The 24,224-nt window shown below is 41.9% G+C and carries 30 protein-coding genes; 8 read left to right on the forward strand and 22 right to left on the reverse strand.

What is annotated here, in order from left to right:
- The first annotated feature begins 58 nt into the window (after positions 1-58).
- The 4 genes from G4D82_RS10595 (at position 59) to G4D82_RS10610 (ending at position 4,862) form a co-directional block, all read left to right on the forward strand.
- Complete coding sequence (locus G4D82_RS10595; RefSeq protein WP_166337260.1) at positions 59-2,158, forward strand: glycoside hydrolase family 97 protein; 2,100 nt, start codon at positions 59-61, stop codon at positions 2,156-2,158.
- Between the two features lie 173 nt (positions 2,159-2,331).
- Positions 2,332-2,886, forward strand: coding sequence for a DUF2975 domain-containing protein (locus G4D82_RS10600; RefSeq protein ID WP_166337261.1), 555 nt, complete (start codon positions 2,332-2,334; stop codon positions 2,884-2,886).
- Positions 2,887-2,889: 3 nt separating this feature from the next.
- Complete coding sequence (locus G4D82_RS10605; protein WP_166337262.1) at positions 2,890-3,096, forward strand: helix-turn-helix domain-containing protein; 207 nt, start codon at positions 2,890-2,892, stop codon at positions 3,094-3,096.
- A 104-nt stretch (positions 3,097-3,200) separates the two neighbouring features.
- Positions 3,201-4,862 (forward strand): sugar MFS transporter, encoded by a 1,662-nt coding sequence (locus G4D82_RS10610; protein WP_166337263.1) that lies wholly within the window; start codon positions 3,201-3,203, stop codon positions 4,860-4,862.
- A 46-nt stretch (positions 4,863-4,908) separates the two neighbouring features.
- On the opposite strand, the gene G4D82_RS10615 is transcribed toward G4D82_RS10610, so the two are convergent.
- The 4 genes from G4D82_RS10615 to G4D82_RS10630 form a co-directional block, all read right to left on the reverse strand.
- Complete coding sequence (locus G4D82_RS10615) at positions 4,909-5,298, reverse strand: hypothetical protein (RefSeq protein ID WP_166337264.1); 390 nt, start codon at positions 5,296-5,298, stop codon at positions 4,909-4,911.
- 39 nt (positions 5,299-5,337) lie between these two features.
- Positions 5,338-6,684 carry a cell envelope integrity protein CreD gene (gene creD / locus G4D82_RS10620; protein ID WP_166337265.1) on the reverse strand — a complete coding sequence of 449 codons (1,347 nt, stop codon included), beginning with the start codon at positions 6,682-6,684 and terminating at the stop codon, positions 5,338-5,340.
- A gap of 69 nt (positions 6,685-6,753) precedes the next feature.
- A complete protein-coding gene (locus tag G4D82_RS10625; protein WP_166337266.1) occupies positions 6,754-7,050 on the reverse strand; it encodes a winged helix-turn-helix domain-containing protein in 297 nt (98 codons plus the stop codon).
- Positions 7,051-7,054: 4 nt separating this feature from the next.
- A complete protein-coding gene (locus tag G4D82_RS10630; protein ID WP_166337267.1) occupies positions 7,055-7,669 on the reverse strand; it encodes a hypothetical protein in 615 nt (204 codons plus the stop codon).
- A 108-nt stretch (positions 7,670-7,777) separates the two neighbouring features.
- Between G4D82_RS10630 and G4D82_RS10635 the strand changes: the two genes are divergently transcribed.
- Complete coding sequence (locus tag G4D82_RS10635) at positions 7,778-9,136, forward strand: M20/M25/M40 family metallo-hydrolase (RefSeq protein WP_166337268.1); 1,359 nt, start codon at positions 7,778-7,780, stop codon at positions 9,134-9,136.
- A 43-nt stretch (positions 9,137-9,179) separates the two neighbouring features.
- Here G4D82_RS10635 and G4D82_RS10640 read toward each other — a convergent pair whose 3' ends face one another.
- From G4D82_RS10640 to G4D82_RS10660, 5 genes are all read right to left on the reverse strand, one after another.
- Entirely contained in the window at positions 9,180-9,446 is a 267-nt protein-coding gene (locus tag G4D82_RS10640; protein ID WP_166337269.1) for a hypothetical protein, read from the reverse strand.
- A 67-nt stretch (positions 9,447-9,513) separates the two neighbouring features.
- Entirely contained in the window at positions 9,514-10,359 is an 846-nt protein-coding gene (locus G4D82_RS10645) for a hypothetical protein (protein ID WP_394352291.1), read from the reverse strand.
- 8 nt (positions 10,360-10,367) lie between these two features.
- Positions 10,368-11,186 carry a 3-deoxy-8-phosphooctulonate synthase gene (gene kdsA, locus G4D82_RS10650; protein ID WP_166337271.1) on the reverse strand — a complete coding sequence of 273 codons (819 nt, stop codon included), beginning with the start codon at positions 11,184-11,186 and terminating at the stop codon, positions 10,368-10,370.
- A gap of 222 nt (positions 11,187-11,408) precedes the next feature.
- A complete protein-coding gene (locus G4D82_RS10655) occupies positions 11,409-11,858 on the reverse strand; it encodes a 2-dehydro-3-deoxyphosphooctonate aldolase (protein ID WP_166337272.1) in 450 nt (149 codons plus the stop codon).
- A gap of 2 nt (positions 11,859-11,860) precedes the next feature.
- Positions 11,861-12,343, reverse strand: a complete 483-nt coding sequence (locus tag G4D82_RS10660; RefSeq protein WP_166337273.1) for a DUF4199 domain-containing protein — start codon at positions 12,341-12,343, stop codon at positions 11,861-11,863.
- 93 nt (positions 12,344-12,436) lie between these two features.
- Between G4D82_RS10660 and G4D82_RS10665 the strand changes: the two genes are divergently transcribed.
- Together G4D82_RS10665 and G4D82_RS10670 are read left to right on the forward strand one after the other, a co-directional pair.
- Entirely contained in the window at positions 12,437-12,994 is a 558-nt protein-coding gene (locus G4D82_RS10665; protein WP_166337274.1) for a YeeE/YedE family protein, read from the forward strand.
- Between the two features lie 3 nt (positions 12,995-12,997).
- A complete protein-coding gene (locus tag G4D82_RS10670; RefSeq protein WP_166337275.1) occupies positions 12,998-13,411 on the forward strand; it encodes a DUF6691 family protein in 414 nt (137 codons plus the stop codon).
- Between the two features lie 4 nt (positions 13,412-13,415).
- Here the strand turns inward: G4D82_RS10670 and G4D82_RS10675 are convergent, their stop codons facing one another.
- From G4D82_RS10675 to G4D82_RS10705, 7 genes are read right to left on the reverse strand one after another with little or no spacing between them, the layout of a single operon-like run.
- Complete coding sequence (locus G4D82_RS10675) at positions 13,416-13,691, reverse strand: ATP-dependent Clp protease adaptor ClpS (protein ID WP_166337276.1); 276 nt, start codon at positions 13,689-13,691, stop codon at positions 13,416-13,418.
- A 7-nt stretch (positions 13,692-13,698) separates the two neighbouring features.
- Positions 13,699-14,535, reverse strand: a complete 837-nt coding sequence (gene prmA, locus G4D82_RS10680) for a 50S ribosomal protein L11 methyltransferase (protein ID WP_166337364.1) — start codon at positions 14,533-14,535, stop codon at positions 13,699-13,701.
- A gap of 2 nt (positions 14,536-14,537) precedes the next feature.
- Positions 14,538-15,290, reverse strand: coding sequence for a triose-phosphate isomerase (tpiA, locus tag G4D82_RS10685; RefSeq protein WP_166337277.1), 753 nt, complete (start codon positions 15,288-15,290; stop codon positions 14,538-14,540).
- Positions 15,290-15,784, reverse strand: a complete 495-nt coding sequence (locus G4D82_RS10690; protein ID WP_166337278.1) for a TlpA family protein disulfide reductase — start codon at positions 15,782-15,784, stop codon at positions 15,290-15,292. The genes tpiA and G4D82_RS10690 overlap by 1 nt, the downstream gene beginning before the upstream one ends.
- 60 nt (positions 15,785-15,844) lie before the next feature.
- A complete protein-coding gene (locus tag G4D82_RS10695; protein WP_166337279.1) occupies positions 15,845-16,204 on the reverse strand; it encodes a hypothetical protein in 360 nt (119 codons plus the stop codon).
- Positions 16,205-16,213: 9 nt separating this feature from the next.
- Positions 16,214-17,314, reverse strand: a complete 1,101-nt coding sequence (locus G4D82_RS10700) for a BT_3928 family protein (protein WP_166337280.1) — start codon at positions 17,312-17,314, stop codon at positions 16,214-16,216.
- Positions 17,315-17,349: 35 nt separating this feature from the next.
- Positions 17,350-17,904, reverse strand: coding sequence for a DUF1599 domain-containing protein (locus G4D82_RS10705; protein ID WP_166337281.1), 555 nt, complete (start codon positions 17,902-17,904; stop codon positions 17,350-17,352).
- 99 nt (positions 17,905-18,003) lie between these two features.
- Here G4D82_RS10705 and folP point away from each other — a divergent pair, with 99 nt between their 5' ends.
- Positions 18,004-18,828: a dihydropteroate synthase gene (gene folP, locus G4D82_RS10710; protein ID WP_166337282.1), complete on the forward strand. Its 825-nt coding sequence runs from the start codon at positions 18,004-18,006 to the stop codon at positions 18,826-18,828.
- A 40-nt stretch (positions 18,829-18,868) separates the two neighbouring features.
- Here the strand turns inward: folP and rlmH are convergent, their stop codons facing one another.
- The 6 genes from rlmH to G4D82_RS10740 form a co-directional block, all read right to left on the reverse strand.
- A complete protein-coding gene (rlmH, locus tag G4D82_RS10715; RefSeq protein WP_166337283.1) occupies positions 18,869-19,342 on the reverse strand; it encodes a 23S rRNA (pseudouridine(1915)-N(3))-methyltransferase RlmH in 474 nt (157 codons plus the stop codon).
- Entirely contained in the window at positions 19,339-19,521 is a 183-nt protein-coding gene (locus tag G4D82_RS10720; RefSeq protein ID WP_166337284.1) for a hypothetical protein, read from the reverse strand. The genes rlmH and G4D82_RS10720 overlap by 4 nt, the downstream gene beginning before the upstream one ends.
- 1 nt (position 19,522) lies before the next feature.
- Entirely contained in the window at positions 19,523-19,705 is a 183-nt protein-coding gene (locus G4D82_RS10725; protein WP_166337285.1) for a hypothetical protein, read from the reverse strand.
- Between the two features lie 224 nt (positions 19,706-19,929).
- A complete protein-coding gene (locus G4D82_RS10730; RefSeq protein WP_166337286.1) occupies positions 19,930-20,460 on the reverse strand; it encodes a hypothetical protein in 531 nt (176 codons plus the stop codon).
- Positions 20,461-20,473: 13 nt separating this feature from the next.
- Positions 20,474-20,992, reverse strand: a complete 519-nt coding sequence (locus G4D82_RS10735) for a hypothetical protein (protein WP_166337287.1) — start codon at positions 20,990-20,992, stop codon at positions 20,474-20,476.
- A gap of 759 nt (positions 20,993-21,751) precedes the next feature.
- Entirely contained in the window at positions 21,752-24,154 is a 2,403-nt protein-coding gene (locus G4D82_RS10740) for an alpha-ketoacid dehydrogenase subunit alpha/beta (protein WP_166337288.1), read from the reverse strand.
- Between the last annotated feature and the right edge of the window lie 70 nt (positions 24,155-24,224).

Genomic DNA, 24,224 nt, shown 5'->3' on the forward strand with positions numbered 1-24,224 from the left:
CTGTGGTTTTTTATAGATGTAGCGGGGTAATTTTTATCTTAGCGAAAAATCCGACCGCATGAAAAAAGTACTTTCGCTCGTCTTACTTTCCTTTAGCTTTTTATGTTTTTCACAATCGTTGCAATCGCCATCGAAAACCATTCAACTCGATTTCAAAATTGGCGAATCGGGCATGCCAACCTACAACGTTTCTTATAAAAACCAGCCGGTCATTTTGCAAAGTAACCTTGGCGTGCTGCTCAAAGGCACAACTGATTTGGCTTCTAACTTTTCGATCGACAGCATCAGTAACCAAAGCGTGAACGAAAACTGGCAACCCGTACTTGGCGAGCAATCTAACATCAACAACCATTACAACCAAATCAAAGTGGCGCTCACCCAAAGCAGAACTGGGCGCAAACTCAATATTGTATTTCGGGCTTTTGATGAAGGCGTGGCTTTCCGCTACGAATTTCCCAAACAGAAAGATTTGAACTATTTCATTATTTCAGACGAATCGACTGAGTTCAACCTTTCGGGCAACCATAAAGTGTTTTGGCTTCCTGGCGATTTCGACAGCAACGAATACGAATACAACCAGACGAGTTTTTCTAATATCGACACCAAGAAAATCAATCTCGATAATGGCATCGGTGTCAAAAGCATTTCAGGGCAATATACAGTACAATCGCCGCTGATGATGAAAACGGCCTCGAACCTTTACTTGAATATTTTTGAAGCAGCCGTAGTGAATTATCCGGTGATGCATTTGGAAGCTGATACTAAAAATTTCAAACTCAAATCGCAGTTGGTTCCGAATGCCATTGGCGACAAAGCTTATTTGCAGACGCCTTGTGTGTCACCTTGGAGAACGATTATGATGAGCGATGATGCTCGCGATATTGTGGGTTCTAAAATGATTTTGAACTTGAACGAACCGTCTAAAATCGATGACACTTCGTGGATCAAACCCATGAAATATATCGGGGTTTGGTGGGAAATGCACGTCGGGAAATCGACTTGGGATTACGCCGGTTCGCAAAATGCCCAAAACCAGAAAACCCAAGATTTGATTCCATCGGGAAAACATGGCGCCAATACGGCCAACGTGAAGCGCTATATTGATTTTGCTGCCCAACACGGTTTCGACGGAGTATTGGTCGAAGGTTGGAATGCTGGCTGGGAAGACTGGTACGGCAACTGGAAAGAAGAAGTTTTTGATTTTACGACACCTTATCCTGATTTCAATTTGCAGGAAGTGAACGATTACGCCAAATCTAAAGGTGTTCAGATGATTATGCATAACGAAACGTCGGGTTCCGTCGGCAATTATGAGCGCCATCTTGACCGCGCTTTCGAGCTTACCCAACGTTACGGTTATCCGAGCATTAAAACGGGTTATGTCGGAAAGATTATTCCTCGCGGTGAATTTCACGATGGTCAATCGATGGTAAATCACTACAATTTCGTAGCCCGACGCGCTGCCGATTTTAAACTCATGATCAATTCGCACGAAAGTTCCCGACCAACAGGTTACAGCCGGACTTATCCAAATTATATCGCTGCTGAAGCTGCACGCGGCAACGAGTTCAACGCTTGGAGCAACGGAAATTCGCCGATGCACGAAACCATCTTGCCTTTCACCAGATTACTCGGCGGCCCGATGGATTACACGCCCGGCATCTTCGAAATTAAAATGAACGTCTACGACAAAACCAAAACAGCACAAGTGCATACTACTTTGGCCAAGCAACTCGCGCTTTATGTCACGATGTATTCTCCTTTACAAATGGCTGCCGATTTGCCTGAGAATTACGAAAAATATCCCGATGCCTTCCAATTCATCAAAGACGTCGCGGTCGATTGGAGCCAGAGCAAATACCTCGAAGCCGAACCTGGCTATTACTTGACGGTAGCCCGCAAAGCCAAAGGTTCAGAAAATTGGTTTTTGGGTGCTATCACCGACGAGAATCAGCGCAAGACCGACATCAAACTAGACTTTCTCACGCCGGGTCAAAAGTACAAAGCGATTGTTTATCAAGACAGCAAAACCGCGCATTGGCAAAAGAACCCGATCAGTTACGAAATCAAAACTCTGGAAGTCGATTCCAAATCTAAAATTAAACTCATTTTGGCTGCCGGTGGTGGAACGGCCATTAGTTTCATGCCGATTAAATAATTTTTTTAGAAGCCGGGAACCTGCTTTCGTCTCTATCTCTACACTTCGTTCCGAGGATGCCGACTCAATCAGGGCTAGGGCAGTAGTCTTGATTAGAAATTTATTTTAAAAAATTAAAAATTTATTGTTTTTCAATAAATATTTATTATGTTTGCTCCATAATTCAACTTATTATGGAAATCAAAATCACTACCCAACAAATCCTGAATGTGCTGCAAGTACTTTCTTGGATCATCTTCATCGGCCTTTGTATCGAAGCTGGCGGAGTTATCTTCAATGCATGTTATGTGCTGTTTTACAATCCTGCAGGTGTTTATCATTATGCTGATGGCAGTACGCTTGCGGCGCTACTGAATTACAGCCAAAGTCAATACATCGTTCAGGTGACTTTGATGGCCATTGTTGGCGTGTTGCGTGCCTTAATGTTTTATTTGATTGTCAAAGTGCTTTACGAGAAAAAGCTCGACATGGCCAAACCATTCAATACGAGCATGAATAGATTTATGTCTAATATGGCTTATCTGTGTTTGGGAATTGCGTTATTCTCTGCTTGGGGTGCCGGTTGCGTCACAGAACTGGTGGCAAAAGGCGTCCTGATGCCTACGGTAGAGGTTTTAAATTTGGGCGGTGCCGATGTTTGGCTGTTCATGTCCATCACGTTGTTTATCATCGTTCAGATATTCAAACGCGGTATGGAACTGCAACAAGAAAACGACTTAACCATTTAAGCCATGCCAATTATAGTCAACCTCGATGTGATGATGGCGCGCCGCAAAATGTCACTCAACGAACTCTCAGAAAAAGTCGACCTGACCTTGTCAAACCTTTCGATTCTCAAAACCGGAAAAGCCAAAGCCATTCGTTTCAGTACGCTCGAAGCCATTTGCAAAGTACTCGATTGCCAGCCCGGCGATATCCTCGAATACCAGAAAGAATAGAAAAGCAAACTTAAAATGGTTGATAAGTGCGTTAAATATTTTTTGAAGCACTTTAATAGCTAGCTAAAATTGCTTTATTTTTAGCCAAACTAACAACCATAACTATGAACTCAAACCAAATCAAAACCAATTATCCGGCGCTGTATACCTTAATTAGCGTGTTTTTTTTCTGGGGTTTCATTGCCGCAAGCAACGGGGTTTTCATTCCGTTCTGCAAAAGTTATTTCCACCTCGATCAATTCCAGTCGCAGTTGATTGACTTTGCTTTCTATGGTGCTTATTACCTCGGTGCGCTTGGGTTGTATGTCTTTAGTTCCTTTTCCGGGAAAGACATTGTTGGCCTTTGGGGCTATAAAAAAAGTATCGCTTATGGTTTGCTGTTTTCGCTCATTGGCGCGGTGTTGATGATACTTGCCGTGAACTTCGGTGGCTTTACCGCTATCTTATTTGCGTTGTTCATCGTGGCTTTAGGTTTTTCGTTACAACAAACTGCTGCACAGCCTTTTGCGATTTTACTTGGCGATCCGAAAACCGGCATCACACGCGTAAATTTAGGCGGCGGAATCAATAGCTTCGGCACCATGATTGGCCCAATTGTCGTGACCTTTGCGCTATTCGGCGTGGCCAGTGTAAGCGATGAAGACATCCAGCATTTAGGCTTGAATACCGTAAGCTATCTTTACGCTACTGTCGGCGGATTGTTCCTGATTTGTGCCTTAATTATCGGTTTGTCGAGGAGCGTTCCGGCAGGCATCAATTCAGAAAAAGTCGAGAAGAGCAACAAAGCCATGATCACTTTGGCCATCATCACCTTATTGTTGTTGGTTTGTTTTGCCCCGATTTTCGCAAGCTATTCCAATTTAAATCCTGATATGTCAACACAGGAACTCGCCGATCTGGAGCATTATCGAATGTATTGGCTCATCGGTGCTTTGCTAGTCGTGGTCGTCGGTTTGTTATTTGCCAACCAAAGGGCACAGCAATCCAACGAAGGCTGGGGTGCGATGCAATATCCGCAATTGGTTTTGGGCATGTTGGCGATTTTTACCTATGTGGGTGTTGAAGTTGCTATCGGCAGTAATCTTGGTGAATTACTCAAAGCTCCTGAATTCGGGAGTATGCAAGCTTCAGATATCGGCCCATACATTTCTATGTATTGGGGCAGTTTGATGATTGGTCGTTGGGCCGGTGCGATTAGTGCTTTTAATTTCAAGAGCGACACTAAGAAAATGTTGCTGGTTTTGATTCCGATTGTGGCTTTCGGGATTATTCTCGTGGTGAATTTCATCACCGGAAAAGATATTACGCCTTTGTATTATTACCTGATTTGTGTGTTCATCCAGATTGGAGCTACTTTTTTATCCAAAGACAAGCCAGCCAGAACTTTATTGGTTTTCTCGGTTTTTGGAATTGTGGCCATGATTGTTGGTTTGTTTTCCAGCGGAATGGTAGCGATTTATGCTTTCCTTGCCGGAGGTTTGGCTTGTAGTATTATGTGGCCTGCCATTTTCAGTTTAGCTATCATTGGTTTGGGCAAACACACTACACAAGGTTCGGCGTTTTTGATTATGATGATTCTCGGTGGCGGGATTATTCCACCGCTACAAGGGAAATTGTCTGACATCATCGGTATTCACCAGTCGTATTTTATTCCGGTGCTTTGTTTTGTTTATTTGGCTTTGTTCGCCATTCTCGTCAAAGGCATTCTCAAAAAACAAGGAATCGATGTTGATGCAATCGAGCTCGACCCCGAAGCCGCACATTAAAATAAAGAACCCCGATTGGACGTCGGGGTTTTTCTTTGCAAATTGGTTAGCCATTAGGTTCAATTCCGTTGGGTTTTTTCCTGACCATTTTCAAAACAAAGTAAATCATCAGAAAATAGACAAAACTGTAGATGATTCCTATAAACGGAGCCAAGGTTCGGCCGGTATCCGCAGTAAGGTTATTGAGCGCTAGCTTTTGCTCGGTTGTAATTTCTTTTCCGGAAAATATTCCATCGTGATTCAAGTCAAACGAGTCCAGTTTGTTTTGCAATATAATATTGGTTATGATGACTGTAACAACAATCGACAGGTAGAAGAAAATCGAACCATAGGAAGCCATACTACTAGCAGACAATCTGTTTCTGTTTTTATAAAATTTGACCATCCAAATAAGAAATGTCAATTGCAATAGAAGGAAGATGATTGGTTTTTCCATATACTTAGATTGAGATGTTGTGCTAACATCACACTCTCATTATTTACTCCAGTCTACCGTTCTTGAAAAGTACATGATGGCGCCCAAAATGGCAAACAAACCAATGCTTCCCACGAGCAAAGCATAGTTTTCCAGTTGGATGATGATGTAGATAAAACCATATAAAGCGGTCAGCGAAAGCCCGATGAACGCTGGGAATTTTCGGTTATTCAAAATGGCTATCGAATACAAACTAATCATCAGAATCACTGCAATGGCGGCAATCAGGTAAGCCCAGGCAAAACTGCTGTGTTCGGTAATCGAGACCAGCAAAGTGTAGAACATAATTAGCGCGAGGCCAATCATCGTATACTGAAAAATATGGATACGGATTTTGCTCATCGATTGGATCAGGAAGAAAATCAGAAACGTCAACCCAATCACCAAAAATCCGTATTTCGCCGCCCGCTCGTTTTGCTGGTATTGGTCAACCGGAACCACGAAATCGACCCCAAAAGCATAAGGTGCCAAATTGGGCAGTTTACCGAAAGCCTGTTGCGAGAAGGCGCGGTTGATGTGCAAGATTTTCCACTGCGCTTGAAAGCCGTCGGAGGTGATTTTCTTGGTTTTATCGTCGGGTAAAAAGTTTCCTGCAAAACTGGGTGCAGACCAGTTAGACTGCATTTGCAACGTCGTGGTTTTTCCTATGGGCACCATTCGAATTTGGCTGCTTCCGTTATAATTGATTTCGAAATGGAATGGTTTTCCGGCCACAGATTGGTTTTTCAAGTCAATAAAACCGGTTTCCAAAGATTCGATACTGTCAGTAGATTGGCTGTTATAAACCGGTTCGAAAGCATATTGCTGGTCGCCCAAACGGAATTTGATTTCGTTCTTGATGCTTTTCAAATTGGTGGTTTGCACTAAAATAGAAGCTTTGTCCCATTGGATATTTTCTGGGGCAATGCCGCGGTTATTGAAATCGGGCTGAACATACTTTCCGTCAAAAGCCATCGCATTGCTGAAAACCGCAGACTGGTAATTGTTTCGATGGAGCACTTTGGTATTGACCTCGGCCGTTGCGTTAAGTTCTTCGGGGAAGAAATAAGCATAACTGGTAAACACCTTTTTTTCCTTCACACTTTCTTTGGTTTTCTCATTAATAGATACAGTTTCCTCAAAATCGGTGTAAGGTATTTTCAAGATCGGGCCGTAACAATAAACAGATTGTCCCCATTTGCTGTTGATTTCGTGAATGACTTCGCCTTGCCGCTGCGCTCTTTCATTGATGAGGCTTTTGACAAATTCTAGCGGAATCAAAAGGGCTAAAGTAAGCATCCCGACCAGAATCATTCTGGCGGTACTCGATTGGAAGATGGAGGTGGTTTGATTTTTAGGTGTTTCCATTTTTGACTGGTTTTAGTGATTGATATTTAAAGTACTTTGTTTTTCAAAGTTTAAAATTAAAAAAATAGGCTATCCTTTTGGAATCAACTTTTCCAAGGCTTCAATGTGCTCTTGAAAAGCTTTTCGTCCTTTCGCGGTGATGCTGTACTGCGTATTGGGTTTTCTGGCTATGAATTGTTTTTCTACATGAATGTACTGCTCTAGCTCTAAGGCTTTGATGTGCGAGGCGAGATTGCCGTCGGTTGCACCCAGTAACTCTTTGAGTGTGTTGAAGTCAGCATTTTCATTGACCATTAAAACCGACATCATACCCAAGCGGATGCGATGGTCAAAAGCTTTATTGATATTTTTAAGAATGTCTTTCACGGTCTTATTTGCTGTCGTATTTAAAATGCATCACAGCGCCGTAAAGGATGTGGCAAAAACCGAAACCAATCGCCCAAAAGTACAACCCGTAACCCGGAAATGCAACCGAGATTAACCCCAAAACTACCATCGTTAAACCTAAATAACGCACGTCGCGCAGAGTATATTTGCTGGCATTCACGCAAGCCAAACCATAGAAAATTAGCGTTACTGGTGCTATTAACTTATAATCTGTCTGAAGTAATAACAGTAAGGAAAAAATTCCACCGGTAGCCAACGGAATGGCAAAATTCACTAACAAACGTTTCGCCGACTTATTCCAAATCGACTCGCCAATTCGTTTGGCTTTTCTAACGGTCATAATATACGCTGTTCCTATCGAAAGTACCATAAGGGCCATCGCGATCAAAATCAGGCTATTGACTGTTTCTTGTGTATTATGGGGTTCAAAATAGCGGTATTCCGGTTGCGGTAAAATCCGGCCGGCCATATAAGCCCCAATCAAAGCATAAATTCCGGCCAACACACCTGAAAGACCACTCAAGGAAATAAATTGTGTAGACTGCGACATCATGTTCTTAATTTCTCGGATGTCTTGTAGGTAATCTTTAGTTTCCATATAAAGTACTTTGAAAAACAAAGTAAATAAATGTATTTAAAATAAAAAAGTAAAAACTAAATTTTTTTTACTCAATCTGAAGTATTTTTAAGTGCTAATTCTCTAACCATGAAAAAAATTTTCACAACGATTTTTGCTTTACAAGCTTTATTGGTTTTCTCACAAGAGCAAGAAAAAATGATTCGTCAGATTTATGATAATGCGCTCTCGAAATCGAAATGTTACGGTTGGCTCGACCATCTGTCTAACAAAATAGGAGCAAGGCTTTCCGGTTCAGCCGGTGCAGAGAAAGCCATTCAATATACCAAAGCACAACTTGAAACATTGGGTTTGGATCGCGTTTATCTACAAGAAGTTATGGTGCCGCATTGGGTCAGAGGTGAGAAAGAAAGCGCCTATATACAAGTCGGTAAAGAGAAAACAAGCGTCTCAATTTGTGCTTTAGGCGGTTCAGTGGCCACACCAAAAAATGGAATTGCTGCCCAAGTAATCGAAGTAAAACACCTAGAGGAATTGGCCCAACTCGGAGCAGAAAAGCTTAAAGGTAAAATTGTTTTTTATAACCGACCATTTGAAACCGGCAACATTGAAGCGTTTGTCTCCTATGGTCATGCCGTAGACCAAAGATACTTGGGTGCGCGAGAAGCATCAAAATACGGTGCGGTCGGAACCATAGTGCGCTCTATGAATTTCAGATTGGATGATTTTCCGCATACCGGAGCGCAGAGTTATGGCGATATTCCGGTATCGCAATACATTCCAACGGCAGCCATTAGTACCAACGGTGCGGAGTTGCTTAGCAAAAAACTAAAGGAAAACCCGAAGTTGACTTTCTGGTTCAAACAATCCTGCGAGACGTTGCCCGAAGTTTTATCGTATAATGTAATCGGTGAAATTAAAGGCAGTGAGCATCCTGAAAATGTAATGATTGTAGGCGGTCATTTAGATTCTTGGGATTTGGCAGATGGCGCTCACGACGACGGAGCAGGTGTAGTGCAAAGTATGGAAGTGTTGCATTTACTCAAAAAAATCGGCTATCGACCTAAAAATACCATTCGAGTAGTGTTGTTTATGAACGAAGAAAATGGCGGTCGCGGTGGCGAAAAATACCAAGCGGCTGCTCAAGTCAATAACGAAAACCACATTTTTGCCATGGAAAGCGATTCAGGCGGATTTTCCCCACGCGGATTTAGTTTTGAAGGCGATGATGAAGCGATGAAAAAAGCAATGAATTTCAAATCGTTATTTGAACCTTACCAATTGCATATTTTTGAGAAAGGTCATACCGGTTCAGACATTGCACCGCTCACCGGAAAACAATTGCTCAAAGCCGGATTGCGCCCGGATTCGCAACGCTACTTTGACTACCATCACGCAGCTACCGATACTTTCGATGCCATCAACAAACGCGAACTCGAATTGGGTGCCGCAGCCATGGCGAGCTTAATCTACCTGATGGACTTGTAAAATGTATAAAATAAAAAGCCACCTTAATCGGGTGGCTTCTTTTTTATTTGTTCGCTTTGTATCTTTTATCCGGTGTGCCGTCTTTTTTCAAAACAACCTCTTTGGCTTGTTTGTATCGTTTGTCTGGCGTTCCGTCTTTTTTCAAAACTACTTTAGCTTCTGTAGCTTTCGCATCTGCTTTTTTAACTTCTTTTTTGACTTCTTTAGCGGCTTTTTCTGTTTTTTGAGCAGCTTTCTTAGCGGCATCTTGAGCCGATGCTGTCAATGCAAATCCAAGAACTGCAACCACAGCTAATAATACTTTTCTCATCGTCTTTAATTTTTATGTTTGTTGAGCTAATGTAGCAAACAATTTCAAACCTTAATTTAAAAAAATCTTAAACTTTGAAAATGCCGCCGACAGAAATAATTCTCTGGAAAAAGAAAAATTCTTGAGAAGCATGGTCCGACGGATTGTGAGTAGTACGAATATCAGGCATGTTGATATAACCGCCTTTAAGCTCGCCCTGCAAATAAAAATGTTTCAGGAAAGTTACGTTGATTCCCGCTTTGAGCGAAACCCCATAACCAGCAACATGAAAGTCATCATGACGCTCTCGGCCTAACAATTTGGTATTGGTTTTCGGATAGAGAAAGCCGCCGCCAACGCCTTCGGTCAAATTTACTTGAATCTTGTCGGTATCGTTGATGTATAGATATTTCGAAACATCGTCATAACGCGATACTTCGGCAGTAACGTAATTTAAACCGTCTGTATGCTCAAAAGTCAGGAACTCCTCTGTTAGTAGCACCTGATTGTTGGGCAAGGTTTCGCCGTATGTTCCTGCATTTGGGTAATAACCATTGATGTCAACTGCGCGGTCTTGATACATCACGTATTTCATATGATCTACTCCGATTGATATGGCATAATGGTCACTTATAAAATAACCCAATTTCAAATTAGTTTCAGGAATTGTCATTCTAGCAGGATTGATATAATCAATGTGCCAGCCTTTGGGTTTGTCGTGTGCGCTAACATCATAAATAGTAAAATCATAACCGTCGCCCCAGAAGCGAATATCTGATTTTGAATAGCTTTCACGGTTGCCACCCCAGGAAACAAAGAATTTTCCTTTATTGTGTGCGGTGTATTTTTCTTGAATTTTAATGTCTTGCTGCGCAAAGCCCGGGGCCGAAATCAGCGCAAGTACCAGTAGTAGGGTTTGTTTCAAAGTGCGTATAAAAAAAATTAAAATGTATTGATTATTTTTCTGATGGCTACCAATCGGGTCATCAAACCTTCAAAAAGGTCAAGGTGTAACATATTTGCGCCGTCGCTTTTTGCATTGGCCGGGTCAAAATGGGTTTCAATGAAAATCCCGTCAACGCCAACCGCGATTCCGGCTTTGGCAATGGTTTCAATCATCTCCGGACGACCACCGGTAACGCCTGCCATCTGATTGGGTTGCTGTAAGGAATGGGTTACATCTAAAACCGTGGTGGCAAATTGCTGCATGGTCGGAATCCCGCGAAAATCTACAATCATATCCTGATAACCAAACATCGACCCGCGATCGGTTACCATCACATTTTCGTTCTGGCAATCGAGTACTTTTTGCACCGCATGCTTCATGCTTTCAGGGCTCATGAACTGACCTTTTTTGAGGTTTACGGTTCTTCCGGTTTTTGCCGCAGCGACCACCAAATCAGTTTGACGCACCAAAAAAGCAGGAATTTGCAACACGTCTACATATTGCGCCGCCTTGTCTGCATCTTCGTTGGTGTGAATGTCTGTTACGGTAGGCACTTGAAAAGTCTCTGATACTTTGCGCAGAATTTTCAACGCTTTTTCATCGCCAATTCCAGAAAAACTGTCAATTCTAGAGCGGTTGGCTTTCTTAAAAGAGCCTTTAAACACATAAGGAATTTCTAGTTTGTCGGTAACTGCTACAAGTTTTTCGGCAATGCGCATCGCCATTTCTTCGCCTTCAATTGCACAAGGCCCGGCCAACACGAAAAAATTACCACTGTCGGTGTGTTTGATTTGCGGAATTTGTTGTAAGTTCATAACAAGCTTTTAGCGCGGCAAAGATATTACAACACGTATCATTTTCGCATGAAGTTTGGCTTTTTTTTAGCAAGTTTTTCCTCGATTTTTATTTTTTTTCTAGAAGCTGTTCCGGCTGTTCATTATAGTTTTTGCGGCATTCCAAAAGCTGCAAGTTGGGCTACTCTCTGTAGCCGCAAAAAGCTGCCATTGCCATCCGGGCTAGGGTTTTATTGCCCGGAATTATTTTTTCAACGTAAAACCTACCGGAATTAGTAGCGCGCCTTTTTCGAAATAATTCAAATACAATTGCACAGGTGCCTTTTGTCCGGCCCAACTGATTTCATATATATCGAGCAGCCCAACGCCCATTTCAGTATTTTTGGTCGGAAAAGGGCAGCAGGTTTCGACTTTTTTATAAGTAATCGTTTCGCCGTTCGGCCCGGCCAAAGCATTCAAAAAACGTTGCTGGTTGATGTTCTCGTCTTTAGTGTTCTTATAAAAAACATTAATCGGAAAATCTTTGTCGTATCCGTATTTTGGGTCTTTGCTCGACTCGGTCAGTACAAATGTATTATTGGCGCTTAGTTTAGGAATCAAGGCATGCTCATCCACATTTTTTAAAGTAGATTTGGTGCTCACACACGAAGCCATCAAGGTCAAAAGCAACAACAGCAAAAATGTATTTTTCATGGCTATTTTTTTTTGGTTTTGAGTAATAACGCCATCAGTGCCGCAGTTATTACGCCCATCGACAGCGCTCCGAAAATCCCTTGAATGATATAGCTTTTCAAATTGAAAAAGGTATCGGCTTGCTCCGGAGTTTGAATTTTATGCGCCACTGCATAGGTTTTAACGGTTTCAAAAAAATGTGGTGTGATGTAAGTAAAAGTCACGTATTGCACTAACGGGCTCAGCATGGCGATGATAAACGACAAGACCATGCCGCTAATAAAACCTTGTTTGAAATCCATTTGGCCAGTGAAATAATTTTTCTTTTTATCGCGCAACGCCAGAAAATAAACTAAAATAGCAACAATACCGAACAGATTGGTATAAATAGCTTGTTTGGCGATGTGCTCGTCGTGCAGGCCGGTGCTTTTTTCAATAATCATCCAGACCAAGCTCAACAAGCTAAATTGAACGGCCCATTTGATTTCGATGGCAAATTTCTTCATGTTTTCAAATAAATTGGAACCCAAAAATAGCAGTTTATTTAGATTTAATTTTAAAAATGATTTGAATTCTTACATTTGTAAAAAACAAAACTTATGGAAATTTTATTTCTCACATGGCATTGGGCCATCACCGGTTTTTTAATAGGAATCATCATGCTGACGCTCAATTATTTTGGGAAAGTTTTCGGGATGTCTTCTAATTTGAGAAGCTTGTGCACGATGGCCGGAGCAGGAAAATGTGCTGAGTTTTTTCGTTTCGATGTCAAGTCGCAGTACTGGAATTTGATGGTGTTGCTCGGTGCCATGCTTGGCGGTTTTGTTGCAGTAAATTTCATGAGCGATCCATCAAACGTAGATTTGAATCCGCAAACTATTGCCCAATTGCAGCAGCTTCACATCGATGCTCCTAATGGTAAATTATTGCCCGATACGTTATTCGCTACAGTAGCTTTTGCTTCTCCAAAAGCCGTTCTTATTTTGGTAATTGGCGGTTTGCTTATTGGCTTTGGTTCCCGATATGCCGGCGGTTGTACTTCGGGCCACGCGATTGCCGGAATGAGCAATTTGCAGCGCCAGTCTTTAAAGGCAGTGATTGGTTTTTTCGTTGGTGGGCTGGTGATGTCGCACTTCATTTTTCCTTTAATTTTCTAAGCCATGAAATCACTCAAATTTGTCCTAGTCGGTTTTATTTTCGGGATTGTACTTACCAAATCAGAAGCAGTTTCGTGGTACCGTATTTACGAAATGTTCCAATTCCAGTCGTTTCACATGTACGGAATCATTATGGTGGCGATTGCTACCGGCGTAATCGGAATACAAATTATTAAGAAAAACCAACTCAAAAACTCCGAAGGCGAAATCATCACTATAGCAGATAAAGAGAAAGGCTCTTTCCGCTACTGGATTGGCGGATTGTTGTTTGGTTTAGGTTGGGCTTTGGTCGGCGCTTGTCCGGGACCAATTTTTATTTTAATTGGTGCAGGATTTTGGCCGGCTTTGTTGATTTTGTTCGGAGCGCTTTTGGGAACTTTCCTCTACGGCTTAATCAAAGACCATTTACCGCACTAAAGATTTATACAATTTCCGCGCTCAAACCCGCTTCGAGTAATTGGGTGCATTGGGGTTTCAGCTCATCATAGGCGCCCGTTTTTACGGTACATTTTCCTTTGTAATGAACCAAAATTGCGCACTGTTCCGCTTGCTCAGCAGTATGGTCGCAAACCCGAATTAAAGTATCGATTACGTGATCAAAAGTATTCACGTCGTCGTTGTAAAGCACGATTTCGTTATTGACTTGGTTCTGCTGAGAAACCGAAACTTTTTCCTTTATTTTTTCAATCGTTGCCATAGCAAAATTATTGTAGCTGGTATTTCAACGAAACCCAATTATTTCTTTCGAACTTTTTGAGATATTGCAATCCTTTTTCGGTGCAGCAGTCATCAATAGCCGGAATATCTTCTTGGTAAAATCCGCTGAGCAAAAGAATGCCTTTCGGATTTAGGCAGTTTACATAAGCCTGCATGTCGTTCAATAAAATATTGCGGTTGATATTGGCGATAATTAAATCGTATTTTTTACCGTTGAGTAAAGCAGCATCACCTTCATAAACGCTGATGTGTTTACAATTATTTCGTTCGGCATTTTCAATGGAGTTCAGATAACACCAATTATCAATGTCAATGGCATCAATCGGTTGGGCACCTTTCATTTCTGCTAAAATGGCAAGTATGGCTGTACCGCAGCCCATATCAAGGGTTTTCAAACCGGCGACTTCCATTTCTAGTAAATGTTGGATCATCATGTGCGTGGTTTCGTGATGACCGGTACCGAAACTCATTTTCGGTTCAATAACGATATCAAATTCGGCATCAGTTACTGGATGAAACGGCGCACGAACATGGCACTTTCCGTCTACATCGATGGGCTCGAAATTCTTTTCCCATTCTTGGTTCCAATTGACTTGCTCGATTTCTTCGATGGTATAGGAAACCGTAAATTCAGGCGAATGCAGCAAGTACAAATCATCCAGAATGTGCTCGTGCCACAATTGCTTTTGAATGTAAGCCGTGACACCGCGATCGCTTTCAACGAAACTTTCGAAGGGCAATTCGCCTAGTTCTGCTACGAGAATTTCAGAACCTAACTCTTTCGGTTCAATCGTGAAATGGTAACCTAAATAAATATTCGACATCATTAAATAGCGTTTACGATGGCTGCGAAATCTTCAGCTTTGAGCGCTGCTCCGCCAATCAATCCGCCATCTACATCGGGTTTTGAGAAAATCTCGGCGGCGTTATCCGGTTTTACGCTTCCGCCATACAGAATTGAAACGGCTTCGGCGATATCGCTACCGTATGCTTTGCGAATGGTTTCGCGAATAAACTGGTGCATTTCCTGCGCTTGTTCCGGGCTGGCTGTTTCTCCGGTGCCGATGGCCCAAACCGGCTCGTAAGCCAATACGATACTTTCCCAAGCTGTTTTATCCAGGTGGAACAAACCGTCTCGCAATTGGTTTTCCACTACGTTGAAATGTTGGTCGTCTTTTCTGTCTTTTAATTCTTCGCCAAAACAGAAAATCACACGCATTTGATGTTGCAAGGCTTTATCGACTTTAGCGGCAATAATGGCGTCGGTTTCATGGAAAATCGTCCGGCGTTCAGAATGCCCTAGAATTACTGTGTTCACACCAATACTTTTAAGCATATCTGCTGAAATTTCTCCGGTAAATGCACCGCTTTCGGCTTCATGCATATTTTGCGCCGCGACACTAATATTGGTATATTCCAAATGGTCGACCGCCGAGGCCAAATTGATGAAAGTGGGCGCCACGATAATTTCGACAGCTTTGTCTTGTGGCAATTGGTCGATTAACGCATTGAGTAAGTCTTCGGTTTGCTCGGCGTTTTTGTTCATTTTCCAGTTTCCGGCAACGATGTGGTGTCTCATTATTCTAGGGAATTTAAAGTAGTGTTGATTTTGTCGAAGTCAGTTTCGATGGCGCGGTATAAAACAATTTTGCCTTTTTTGTCTACCACGATATAACGCGGAATCCAATCAAGGTTGATAGCAGAACCGAAAGTACCTTTCATGCCGTCTATTGCCATATAATGATCGCCTTTTAGTTCATGTTTCTCAATACCGGCTTTCCATTTCTCGGCCGTTTTATCCATCGATATAAACAAATAGTCAACTTCCGGATGTTCCGCTTGTAACGCTTTTACTTTAGGCATGGCTTTTACACAATCACTACACCATGATGCCCAACATTCAATCACTAAGGTTTTTCCGGTATGTTTGGCTAAGATTTCTTCAAATGTAATCGATTGGTCATTAGTGTTCAGTAGCTTCTCATTCAAAGCAGTTTCAGAAAACTTCGACTGAGCATTGATGCATGAGAAAGTCGCTATAAGCACACAAACTAGGGCAAGTATTTTTTTCATAAAATGGATTTTTAAGCCACAAATGTAAACATCAGTATTAGAATGAATCCCAAAATAATGTTAGGATTTCGGATTGTTCTCGTCTACTTCTCGTGTTTCTGGTTCGTACAAATCATTCAGAAAAACGTGGCGGGTTCTTTTCCGACTTTTTCTGAAGTATTGTCTTTTAATGGTATAGAGCAAAATTAGTCCTGAAACGGCAATAATGGTACAACCCAAAACAATATTGAAGGTAGCGCCAATCGGTGGTTCCTCTAAAGCGGCTACATAATTTAAAATATAATAACCAAGGGCAATAGCTGCAGCACAAGAAAGCATAATTCTGTAGCTTCTCTTTTTGCGTTCTCTTCGCGCGCGCTCAATGCTGGCCTTGCTTTGACTTCTTCTTCGGCTTTCTGTGTTTCTAGTTTGTTGGCTCATGATAGGAAGTTATAATTGGAGATCGGCGCTGTCGTTGTAGTGCAATTTCTGTTTGATCGTTCCCTGATTCAAAATTACCAAGCTTGGGTTCGCGCGTTCAATGGTTTTCAGGGTAGTTCCGTCGCAGAAATAAAAATCAAAAGTATAACCGAAGTCTTTCTTGGCTTTTTCAATTTCTGCTTGGCCCGATGCGGTCATCGCAATTACTTTGTATCCTTTGGCTTTGGCTTTCTGGTTCAAACCTTCCAGAATTTGCATTCCTTTTTTGTCAGATTTGGCTAAATCATAGGCTACGAACACTAACAGTTTGGGCTCTTTTAAAAGTTCGTCTTTGTAGTCTGAGCCATCAAGTTCCATCGTGAAATCATGAACTGGTGGTTTGTAGCCTTCAGAGATTACTTTATCAATACGTTCGACGAAAGTAGCGGTCGGCGGGATATTCATTAAATCTTTCTCGGTGAAATTCTTGTTGACTCCATTGACCTTGTAAACGAAAATCATTTCGACTTCGGTTTTGGGCGCACCTTCGGGAATTTCCATGGCTTTCGGAATGTTGGTGCCCACTTTATAGGCGCGGAAATCTTTTAGCGGCAAATGGTACAATACCCAATAGCCCATGAAACAACAAAGTACAACGCACAGACTGACCAGCGCATTGCGGAAATTGGTATTGAACAACGGCTTTAGTTTTTTCATATTGACAAACAAAATCAGAATGAAAAACAACAGCACTACATCTTTGGTGAACGATTGCCACGGCGTGAGTTTCAGTGCGTCGCCGAAGCAGCCACAATCGGTTACTTTATTGAAATAGGCAGAATAAAAAGTCAGGAAAGTGAAGAACACAATCATCAACAACAAGCTCCAAATCGTGAGTTTTGGCTTGAAGCCAATGAGCAAGGTGAAACCTAACACAGTTTCAAAAATGACTACAAATAGGGCAATGGCCAGCGAATAAGGAATAAAAAACGGCAGGTTCAGTACTGTTTCGCCAAAGTACTCTGCCAATTTATAGGAAAAACCTACCGGGTCGTTGAGTTTGATAAGCCCGGAAATGATGAACAGCAATCCTACAAAAATTCTTGAAAATTGAACTAAGATGTTTTTCATAATGGTTGTTGGTTTAGCTAAAAAGATAGGGTTGGTTAATTGGTTACAGGTTCTGCGTGGCCCATCAGAATCAAGGCAAACACAGCATAGTTAATCATGTCTTGATAATTGGCATCGATGCCTTCTGATACTATAGTTTTGCCTTTGTTGTCTTCGATTTGTTTGACTCGAAGTAATTTCTGTAAAATCAAATCAGTTAGTGAACTCACGCGCATTTCTCGCCAAGCTTCACCATAATCGTGGTTTTTGGCTTCCATTAGCGTTTTAGTCATCAGGATTTTGGCATCGTACAAGGCGGTTGCTTTCTCTGTATTTAAATCGGGTTGGTCTACTACGCCCAGTTCGAGTTGTATGAGCGCCATGACCGAGTAGTTGATGATTCCAATAAATTCGCCGCGTTCGTCTTCATCTATTTTTCGGGTTTCGTTCTCCTGTAAACTTCGGATACGCTGGGCTTTGATGAATATTTGGTCGGTCAGTGAAGGTAGTCTTAAAATGCGCCACGCACTTCCGTAATCTTTCATTTTATTGACAAAAAGCTTCCGACAAACCGCGATGATACTGTCATACTGCTGAGCGGTATTCTTCATTATTAATGCTGTATATTTGTGCTGAATTTTTAACTTGCTTCCGCTGGGCAAATCGCCTCGGGTCAAAAATAGTTTTTTTTGTTGACTAAAACCAATAGCATGACAATTAATTGCCTCGGAAATTTAATCGATTTGAACACGCCAAAAGTAATGGGGATCCTGAACTTAACGCCCAATTCTTTTTACGATGGCGGATATTACTCGACCGAGAAAGCCATGTTGCGACAGGTTGAAAAAATGCTTGATGAAGGTGCAGATTTTATCGATATTGGCGCGTATTCCAGTAAACCTAGTGCAGATTTTGTTGGTACTGCGGAGGAAATAAATCGGTTGTTACCCATGCTGAAATCAGTGCGGCAACATTTTCCCGATGCGCTCATTTCTGTAGATACTTTCCGGAGCGAAGTCGCCCAAGCCGCTTTGGATGCAGGTGCTGCGATGATCAACGATATTGCTGCCGGCCATTTGGATGAGAAAATGCTCGATACCGTAGCGAAATACCAAGTGCCTTATATTATGATGCACATGAAAGGCACGCCGCAAAGCATGGTTTCGCTCGCGCAGTATGAAGATGTAGTAAAAGAAATACTCTTTTATTTTTCGGAGCGGGTTGCCCAAGCAAAAAAGCTGAAAATTAACGACATCATCATCGATCCGGGCTTCGGTTTTGCGAAAACGCTCGAGCAGAATTATGAAGTACTTCAGAAGTTGGAGCTGTTCCAAATACTCGAATTGCCAATATTGGCAGGGCTTTCCAGAAAATCGATGATATACAAAACGCTCGGAATCTCAGCCCAAGAAGCACTCAACGGAACCACCGTACTAAATACGATTGCACTAAGTAAAGGAGCCAAAATCCTAAGAGTACACGACGTCAAAGAAGCCGTCGAAACCATCAAACTAACGCACCACCTCAATTATTAATTATCAATTATTCATTATTAATTATTAATTATTAATTGATTTACCGGTGGTGGTAAGGCTCATTCCGCAAAATAGTAAACCCTCGGTAAAGTTGCTCAATAAAAAACAACCGAACCATTTGGTGCGAAAAAGTCATGGCCGACAACGCGATTTTACCGTGCGCTTTCTCGTAAACTTGTGGAGAGAATCCGTAAGGACCGCCAATGACAAACACCAGAGTTTTGACACCGCTGTTCATTTTTTTCTGAAGTTCCTCAGCAAAGGTTAGGCTGGTAAAAGTTTTTCCGTTTTCATCGAGCAAAATGAGTTGGTCGGTAGGCGAAAGCTTGCCCAAGATAAGTTCACCTTCTTTTTCTTTTTGCTGGGTTTCGGATAAGTTTTTGGCATTTTTGATATCGGGAATAATTTCTAAATCAAACTTGATATAGAACGATAATCTTTTTTGGTACTCGTCTATTAGCGATTGCAATTGTTGGTGATCGGTTTTTCCGACGGCCAGCAGTTTGATATTCATGGCTGGAATTTTTTCTTGATCAGTTTATAAACTAAAATCAGTACGGTCGCGCCTTGAAAGGTCATCCCGACAATGAGCAGCAAACTGGCAAGTGGCCAATCCATGAATTTGAATACCGAGCCGAAAAGGATTAGGATCAGCCCAATTAGAAACAAAATAAAAATCTGTGATTCTCTCATATCAATCTTCGTTGTTGTCTTTGGCGAAAATCTCGCGAATGAGTAAAGCAGCCAAAGCTCCGATGGCAAAGATAGAAAGGAATTCAACAGTTCGGATGTCTTCGGTGCCGTGCATGCGTGCATAATTTCCCAAGGCCAAAAGCAGCAAGACCGTCAGCAAAATTTTGGTTCGTTTGGTGTTCATCAGTTTATGATTTTTCCAAATGTAGTAAAGAATTTCCCGTGATGGGTTAGCGCAAAGTTAAACGTTGACAGATTTTTGTTCAAGCAACTGCAGCCCTAGCCCGGATGGCAGCGGCATCCTTTTCGGTTTTTAGTTTTTTTTTAAAGCTGAAAACCGAAAAGATATAGCGTACAGCCGGATCAGCTTCTAAAAAAAATCAATATTAGGGCTACTATTTCTAGTATTTATAGGGGCCAAAGCGCCTGAATTGCCGAAGTCGTATCGAAACTTTTTGGGGCAGAATTATATATTGTAGAGAAATACGACTTTTTATTGATAGCGGTAAAATAACCGGTTTGGCTGGTGAATTTTTGCTTTTTGCCTTGGATTGAGAATCGAATCGAGCGGATTTCAATCTTTTTTAAACGATTCATTTCTGGGGTTGAGAAAACATAATACGATACCAATTGGGTGGTAGTGTTGGCGCGGAAATTCTTATCGGTACAAACAATCACGCTCATGTCGGCAAGTTCCACATAGACGTTTCCCGATATAGCAAAAGTTGGCTCGGTGGTGGTGATGCTCAGCTGAAGCAATCCGCCTTTTTCGGTTTTGGCAATTTGCACTTGGGCACTTCCGGTGAGCGCGTAATTTTCACAAACAAAATCCCATTGAGGTGTGGCGGGATAAGTTTTTCCTTTAAAAGAGATATTTTGCTGGGCAAATGCTACAGTTGAAACTAGAAGAATCAGAGGAACAATTTTTCTTAAGTTCATAGGTGGCTCGGGCTTATTTAGAAGGTTTGGTTTTGTTGGCAGTGTTGGTTTTTGAATTGGTTTTCACTTCGGGTTTCACGAATTCGTCTTTCCAATCTTTGGAGTTCACCGCAGCAATTTGGTTGTTTTCGTTTACCGTGATGCGCAGTTCTTTGTTGGCGATTTTTTTCTGGTAATGGGCTTTATAACGGTAAATGATTTGCTTTTCGGGCTTGTTTTTATAGGCCTCAACAAACGTTAGGTTTTTGAAATGGCCGTATTTGAGCTTGAATTTCAAACAGGTTTTGGTGAGCCGGTCGATGGTCATGTTTTTGCGCACTTCTGCCGTAGCTTCTTTTTCTGTGAACGGTTTAAATTTAGAAGTATTACAAGTCATCAGGATTTGTTCGCCCAAAGCTTCGATTCTGTTGCGTTGTGTCATATCGATTTGACTTTCAGGTATTTTTTCTATTTTTCTGGAGGAAGCCGAATCTTTTTTTGATCTGCAACCCATGAGAAAACATAAAGTCAGTAGCAGCAATATATTTTTCATGGTTTTTATTTTTGAATTCCACTACAAACGGTTTTGGTAGTCTATTTATTGGTATGCTATTGAAAAAAATCATAACAAAGCTTGAATAAAAGCGTTGATTGCTTTCTGAAGTGGAATTTACGGCTTGTGCAGTTGTCTGTTGTCAGTTCTCGGTTGTCGGTTTTGAATTCTGGAATTAACGGTGATAATGGCTGTAAGCTGTATGCTTTAAGCTGTTAGCTGGTATTGTGGAATTGACGGATATTACAGTTCTTGGTTGTCGGTTTTGAATTCTGGAATTAACGGTGATAATGGCTGTAAGCTGTATGCTTTAAGCTGTTAGCTGGTATTGTGGAATTGATGGATATTACAGTTCTCGGTTGTCGGTTTTGAATTCTGGAATTAACGTTAATAATGGCTGTAAGCTTTATGTTTTAAGCTGTTAGCGTGAATGGTTGAATTAACGGCCATCAAGTAATTCATTCTAAAAAAGTAAATTCAAAAACTATAGTTCAAATTTCCGTAAATGAACCGATAACCAAGAACCCACAACTCCAAATTCAACTTTCCGTAAGCAATCTTGCAGCGCCAGCGGTCTAGCACAAAGTGCATCTAAAAATTCAACTTTCCGTAAACCATCTTACAGCGAAGCGGTCTCAAATCTTGCAGCGCCAGCGGTCTAGCGAAGCCTCTAAAATTCAACTTTCCGTAAGCAATCTTAGAGCGAAGCGGTCTTGGCTCTAAAAGCGCAGCGGTCTATACTAAGAAGTGCATCTAAATTTAATATAAAGCCGGGTATTGCTTCGGGTTAGCTTCATTCATCATGGCGTAGACTTTCTCGAAGATATCTTCTACTGATGGTTTCGAGAAGTAATCGCCGTCGGTTCCATACGCCGGACGGTGTTCTTTGGCCGTAAGGGTTTGTGGTTTGCTGTCGAGGTAATCGTAAGCGTTCTGCACTTCAAGGATATTTTGCATGATGAAAGCCGAAGCGCCACCGGGAACATCTTCGTCAATAACCAACAAGCGATTGGTTTTCATGACACTTTTTACGATGTCGTGGCTCACGTCGAATGGAAGTAAAGACTGAACATCAATAATTTCGCAGTCGATGCCTTTCTCTAACAGTTCTTTCGCCGCTTGTTCTACCAACCGCAATGTGGAGCCGTAAGAAACTAAAGTGATATCATTTCCTTCTTTGAGGGTTTCCACTACGCCGATTGGAGTTTTGAATTCGCCTAAATTGTTGGGCATTTTTTCTTTGAGTCGGTAACCGTTCAGGCATTCAATCAACAAAGCCGGTTCGTCTGCTTCGAGTAAAGTATTATAGAAACCGGCCGCTTTGGTCATATTTCTCGGTACCAAAACGTGAATGCCGCGCAGTGCATTGAGAATCATTCCCATCGGTGAACCAGAATGCCAGATGCCTTCCAAACGATGGCCGCGTGTTCTAATAATTAGCGGTGCTTTTTGTTGGCCTAAGGTTCTGTATTGCAAAGTGGCCAAATCGTCGCTCATGATTTGAATGGCATAGAGCAAATAATCTAGGTATTGGATTTCGGCAATCGGGCGTAAACCACGCATAGCCATTCCAATGCCTTGCCCAAGAATGGTGGCTTCCCGGATTCCGGCATCGGCTACGCGAAGTTCTCCGTATTTTTCTTGTAAGCCGTCGAGTCCTTGGTTGACATCGCCAATGTTTCCAGCATCTTCACCAAAAACCAATGCTTCCGGATATTTAGCGAAAATGGCGTCGAAGTTATCGCGTAATACCATTCGTGCATCGGTTTCTTCGGCATTGTCGTCATATTGAGGCAATACTTCTTTAACCGAAAAAATATTTTTATCTGAACTAGAGTAGAGATGCGAGCTGAATTTGGGTTGAATCTTTTCTGTATAATTTTGAATCCAATTCGCAAGAGTGCTCTGGCTGCTTTCACCAGAAATCATCCGCAAAACCTTACGCATTGTAACCAGTATGTCTTTTCTACCGGGTTCTTTGATGGCTTTTAAATCGCCGATGAATTTCTCGATAAATATCTTGTTGTCGCTTGTTGCAGCTATCGATTCTAATAATGTACAAGCTTCGTTTTGTTCTTCTTTGATCGGATTTAGGTAAGCGTTCCAAGCGGCTTTCTTGCCTTCTAGGACTTCTTTTTTGGCTTCGGTATCGATTTGATCAAGTTCGGTTTCAGCAGCAATATTGTAGGTTACCATCCAAGATTTCATTTGTTTGATGCAGTCGAAGTCGCTTTCCCATTGCAGGCGTTCTGCGTTTTTGTAGCGTTCGTGCGAACCTGAAGTAGAGTGACCTTGCGGTTGTGTGAGTTCGGTAACGTGAATTAAAACCGGAACATGTTCTTGGCGTGCGATTTTGGAAGCTTTTTCATAGGTTGCTACTAAATCACCGTAATCCCAACCTTTGACCGTTAGAATTTCATAGCCCTTATTTTCCTCATCGCGTTGGAAGCCTTTAAGAATTTCTGAAATATTTTCTTTAGTAGTTTGGTGTCTGGCGTGCACCGAAATTCCGTATTGGTCGTCCCAAATACTGATCACCATCGGCACTTGCAATACGCCCGCAGCATTGATGGTTTCGAAGAACAAACCTTCAGAAGTACTTGCGTTTCCGATGGTTCCCCAAGCGACTTCGTTTCCGTTTACCGAAAATTTCTCGGTATTGATGCCGCTAACTTCGCGATAAATTTTAGAAGCTTGTGCCAACCCTAAAAGACGAGGCATTTGGCCTGCAGTGGGTGAAATATCGGCACTTGAATTTTTTTGCTCAGTCAGATTTCTCCACGAACCGTCAGCGTTTATGCTTTTTGTGGCAAAGTGCCCGCCCATTTGTCTTCCGGCAGACATCGGATCGAAATTGATATCGGTGTGACCGTATAAACCAGCAAAAAACTGCTCAATGTTGAGTGCGCCAATGGCCATCATGAAAGTTTGGTCGCGGTAGTAACCTGAACGGAAATCACCATTGCGGAAAGCTTTAGCCAAAGCCAATTGCGGAACTTCTTTGCCGTCTCCAAAAATCCCGAATTTGGCTTTTCCGGTGAGCACTTCGCGTCGGCCCAACAAACTACATTCGCGGCTGATGACTGCAATTTTATAATCGTTGAGTACTTCTTTTTTGAAATCTTCGAAAGACAATACCGGACTGGTTTCAACTTGTGTCATAAAGAGGTTTTATTGCTTTGGGAAACAAATTTAGTTAAAAATCGCTGCGGTTTTTAGTTTGCTGCGAAAA

The organism is Flavobacterium lotistagni, from assembly GCF_011392125.1.
Lineage (GTDB): Bacteria > Bacteroidota > Bacteroidia > Flavobacteriales > Flavobacteriaceae > Flavobacterium > Flavobacterium lotistagni.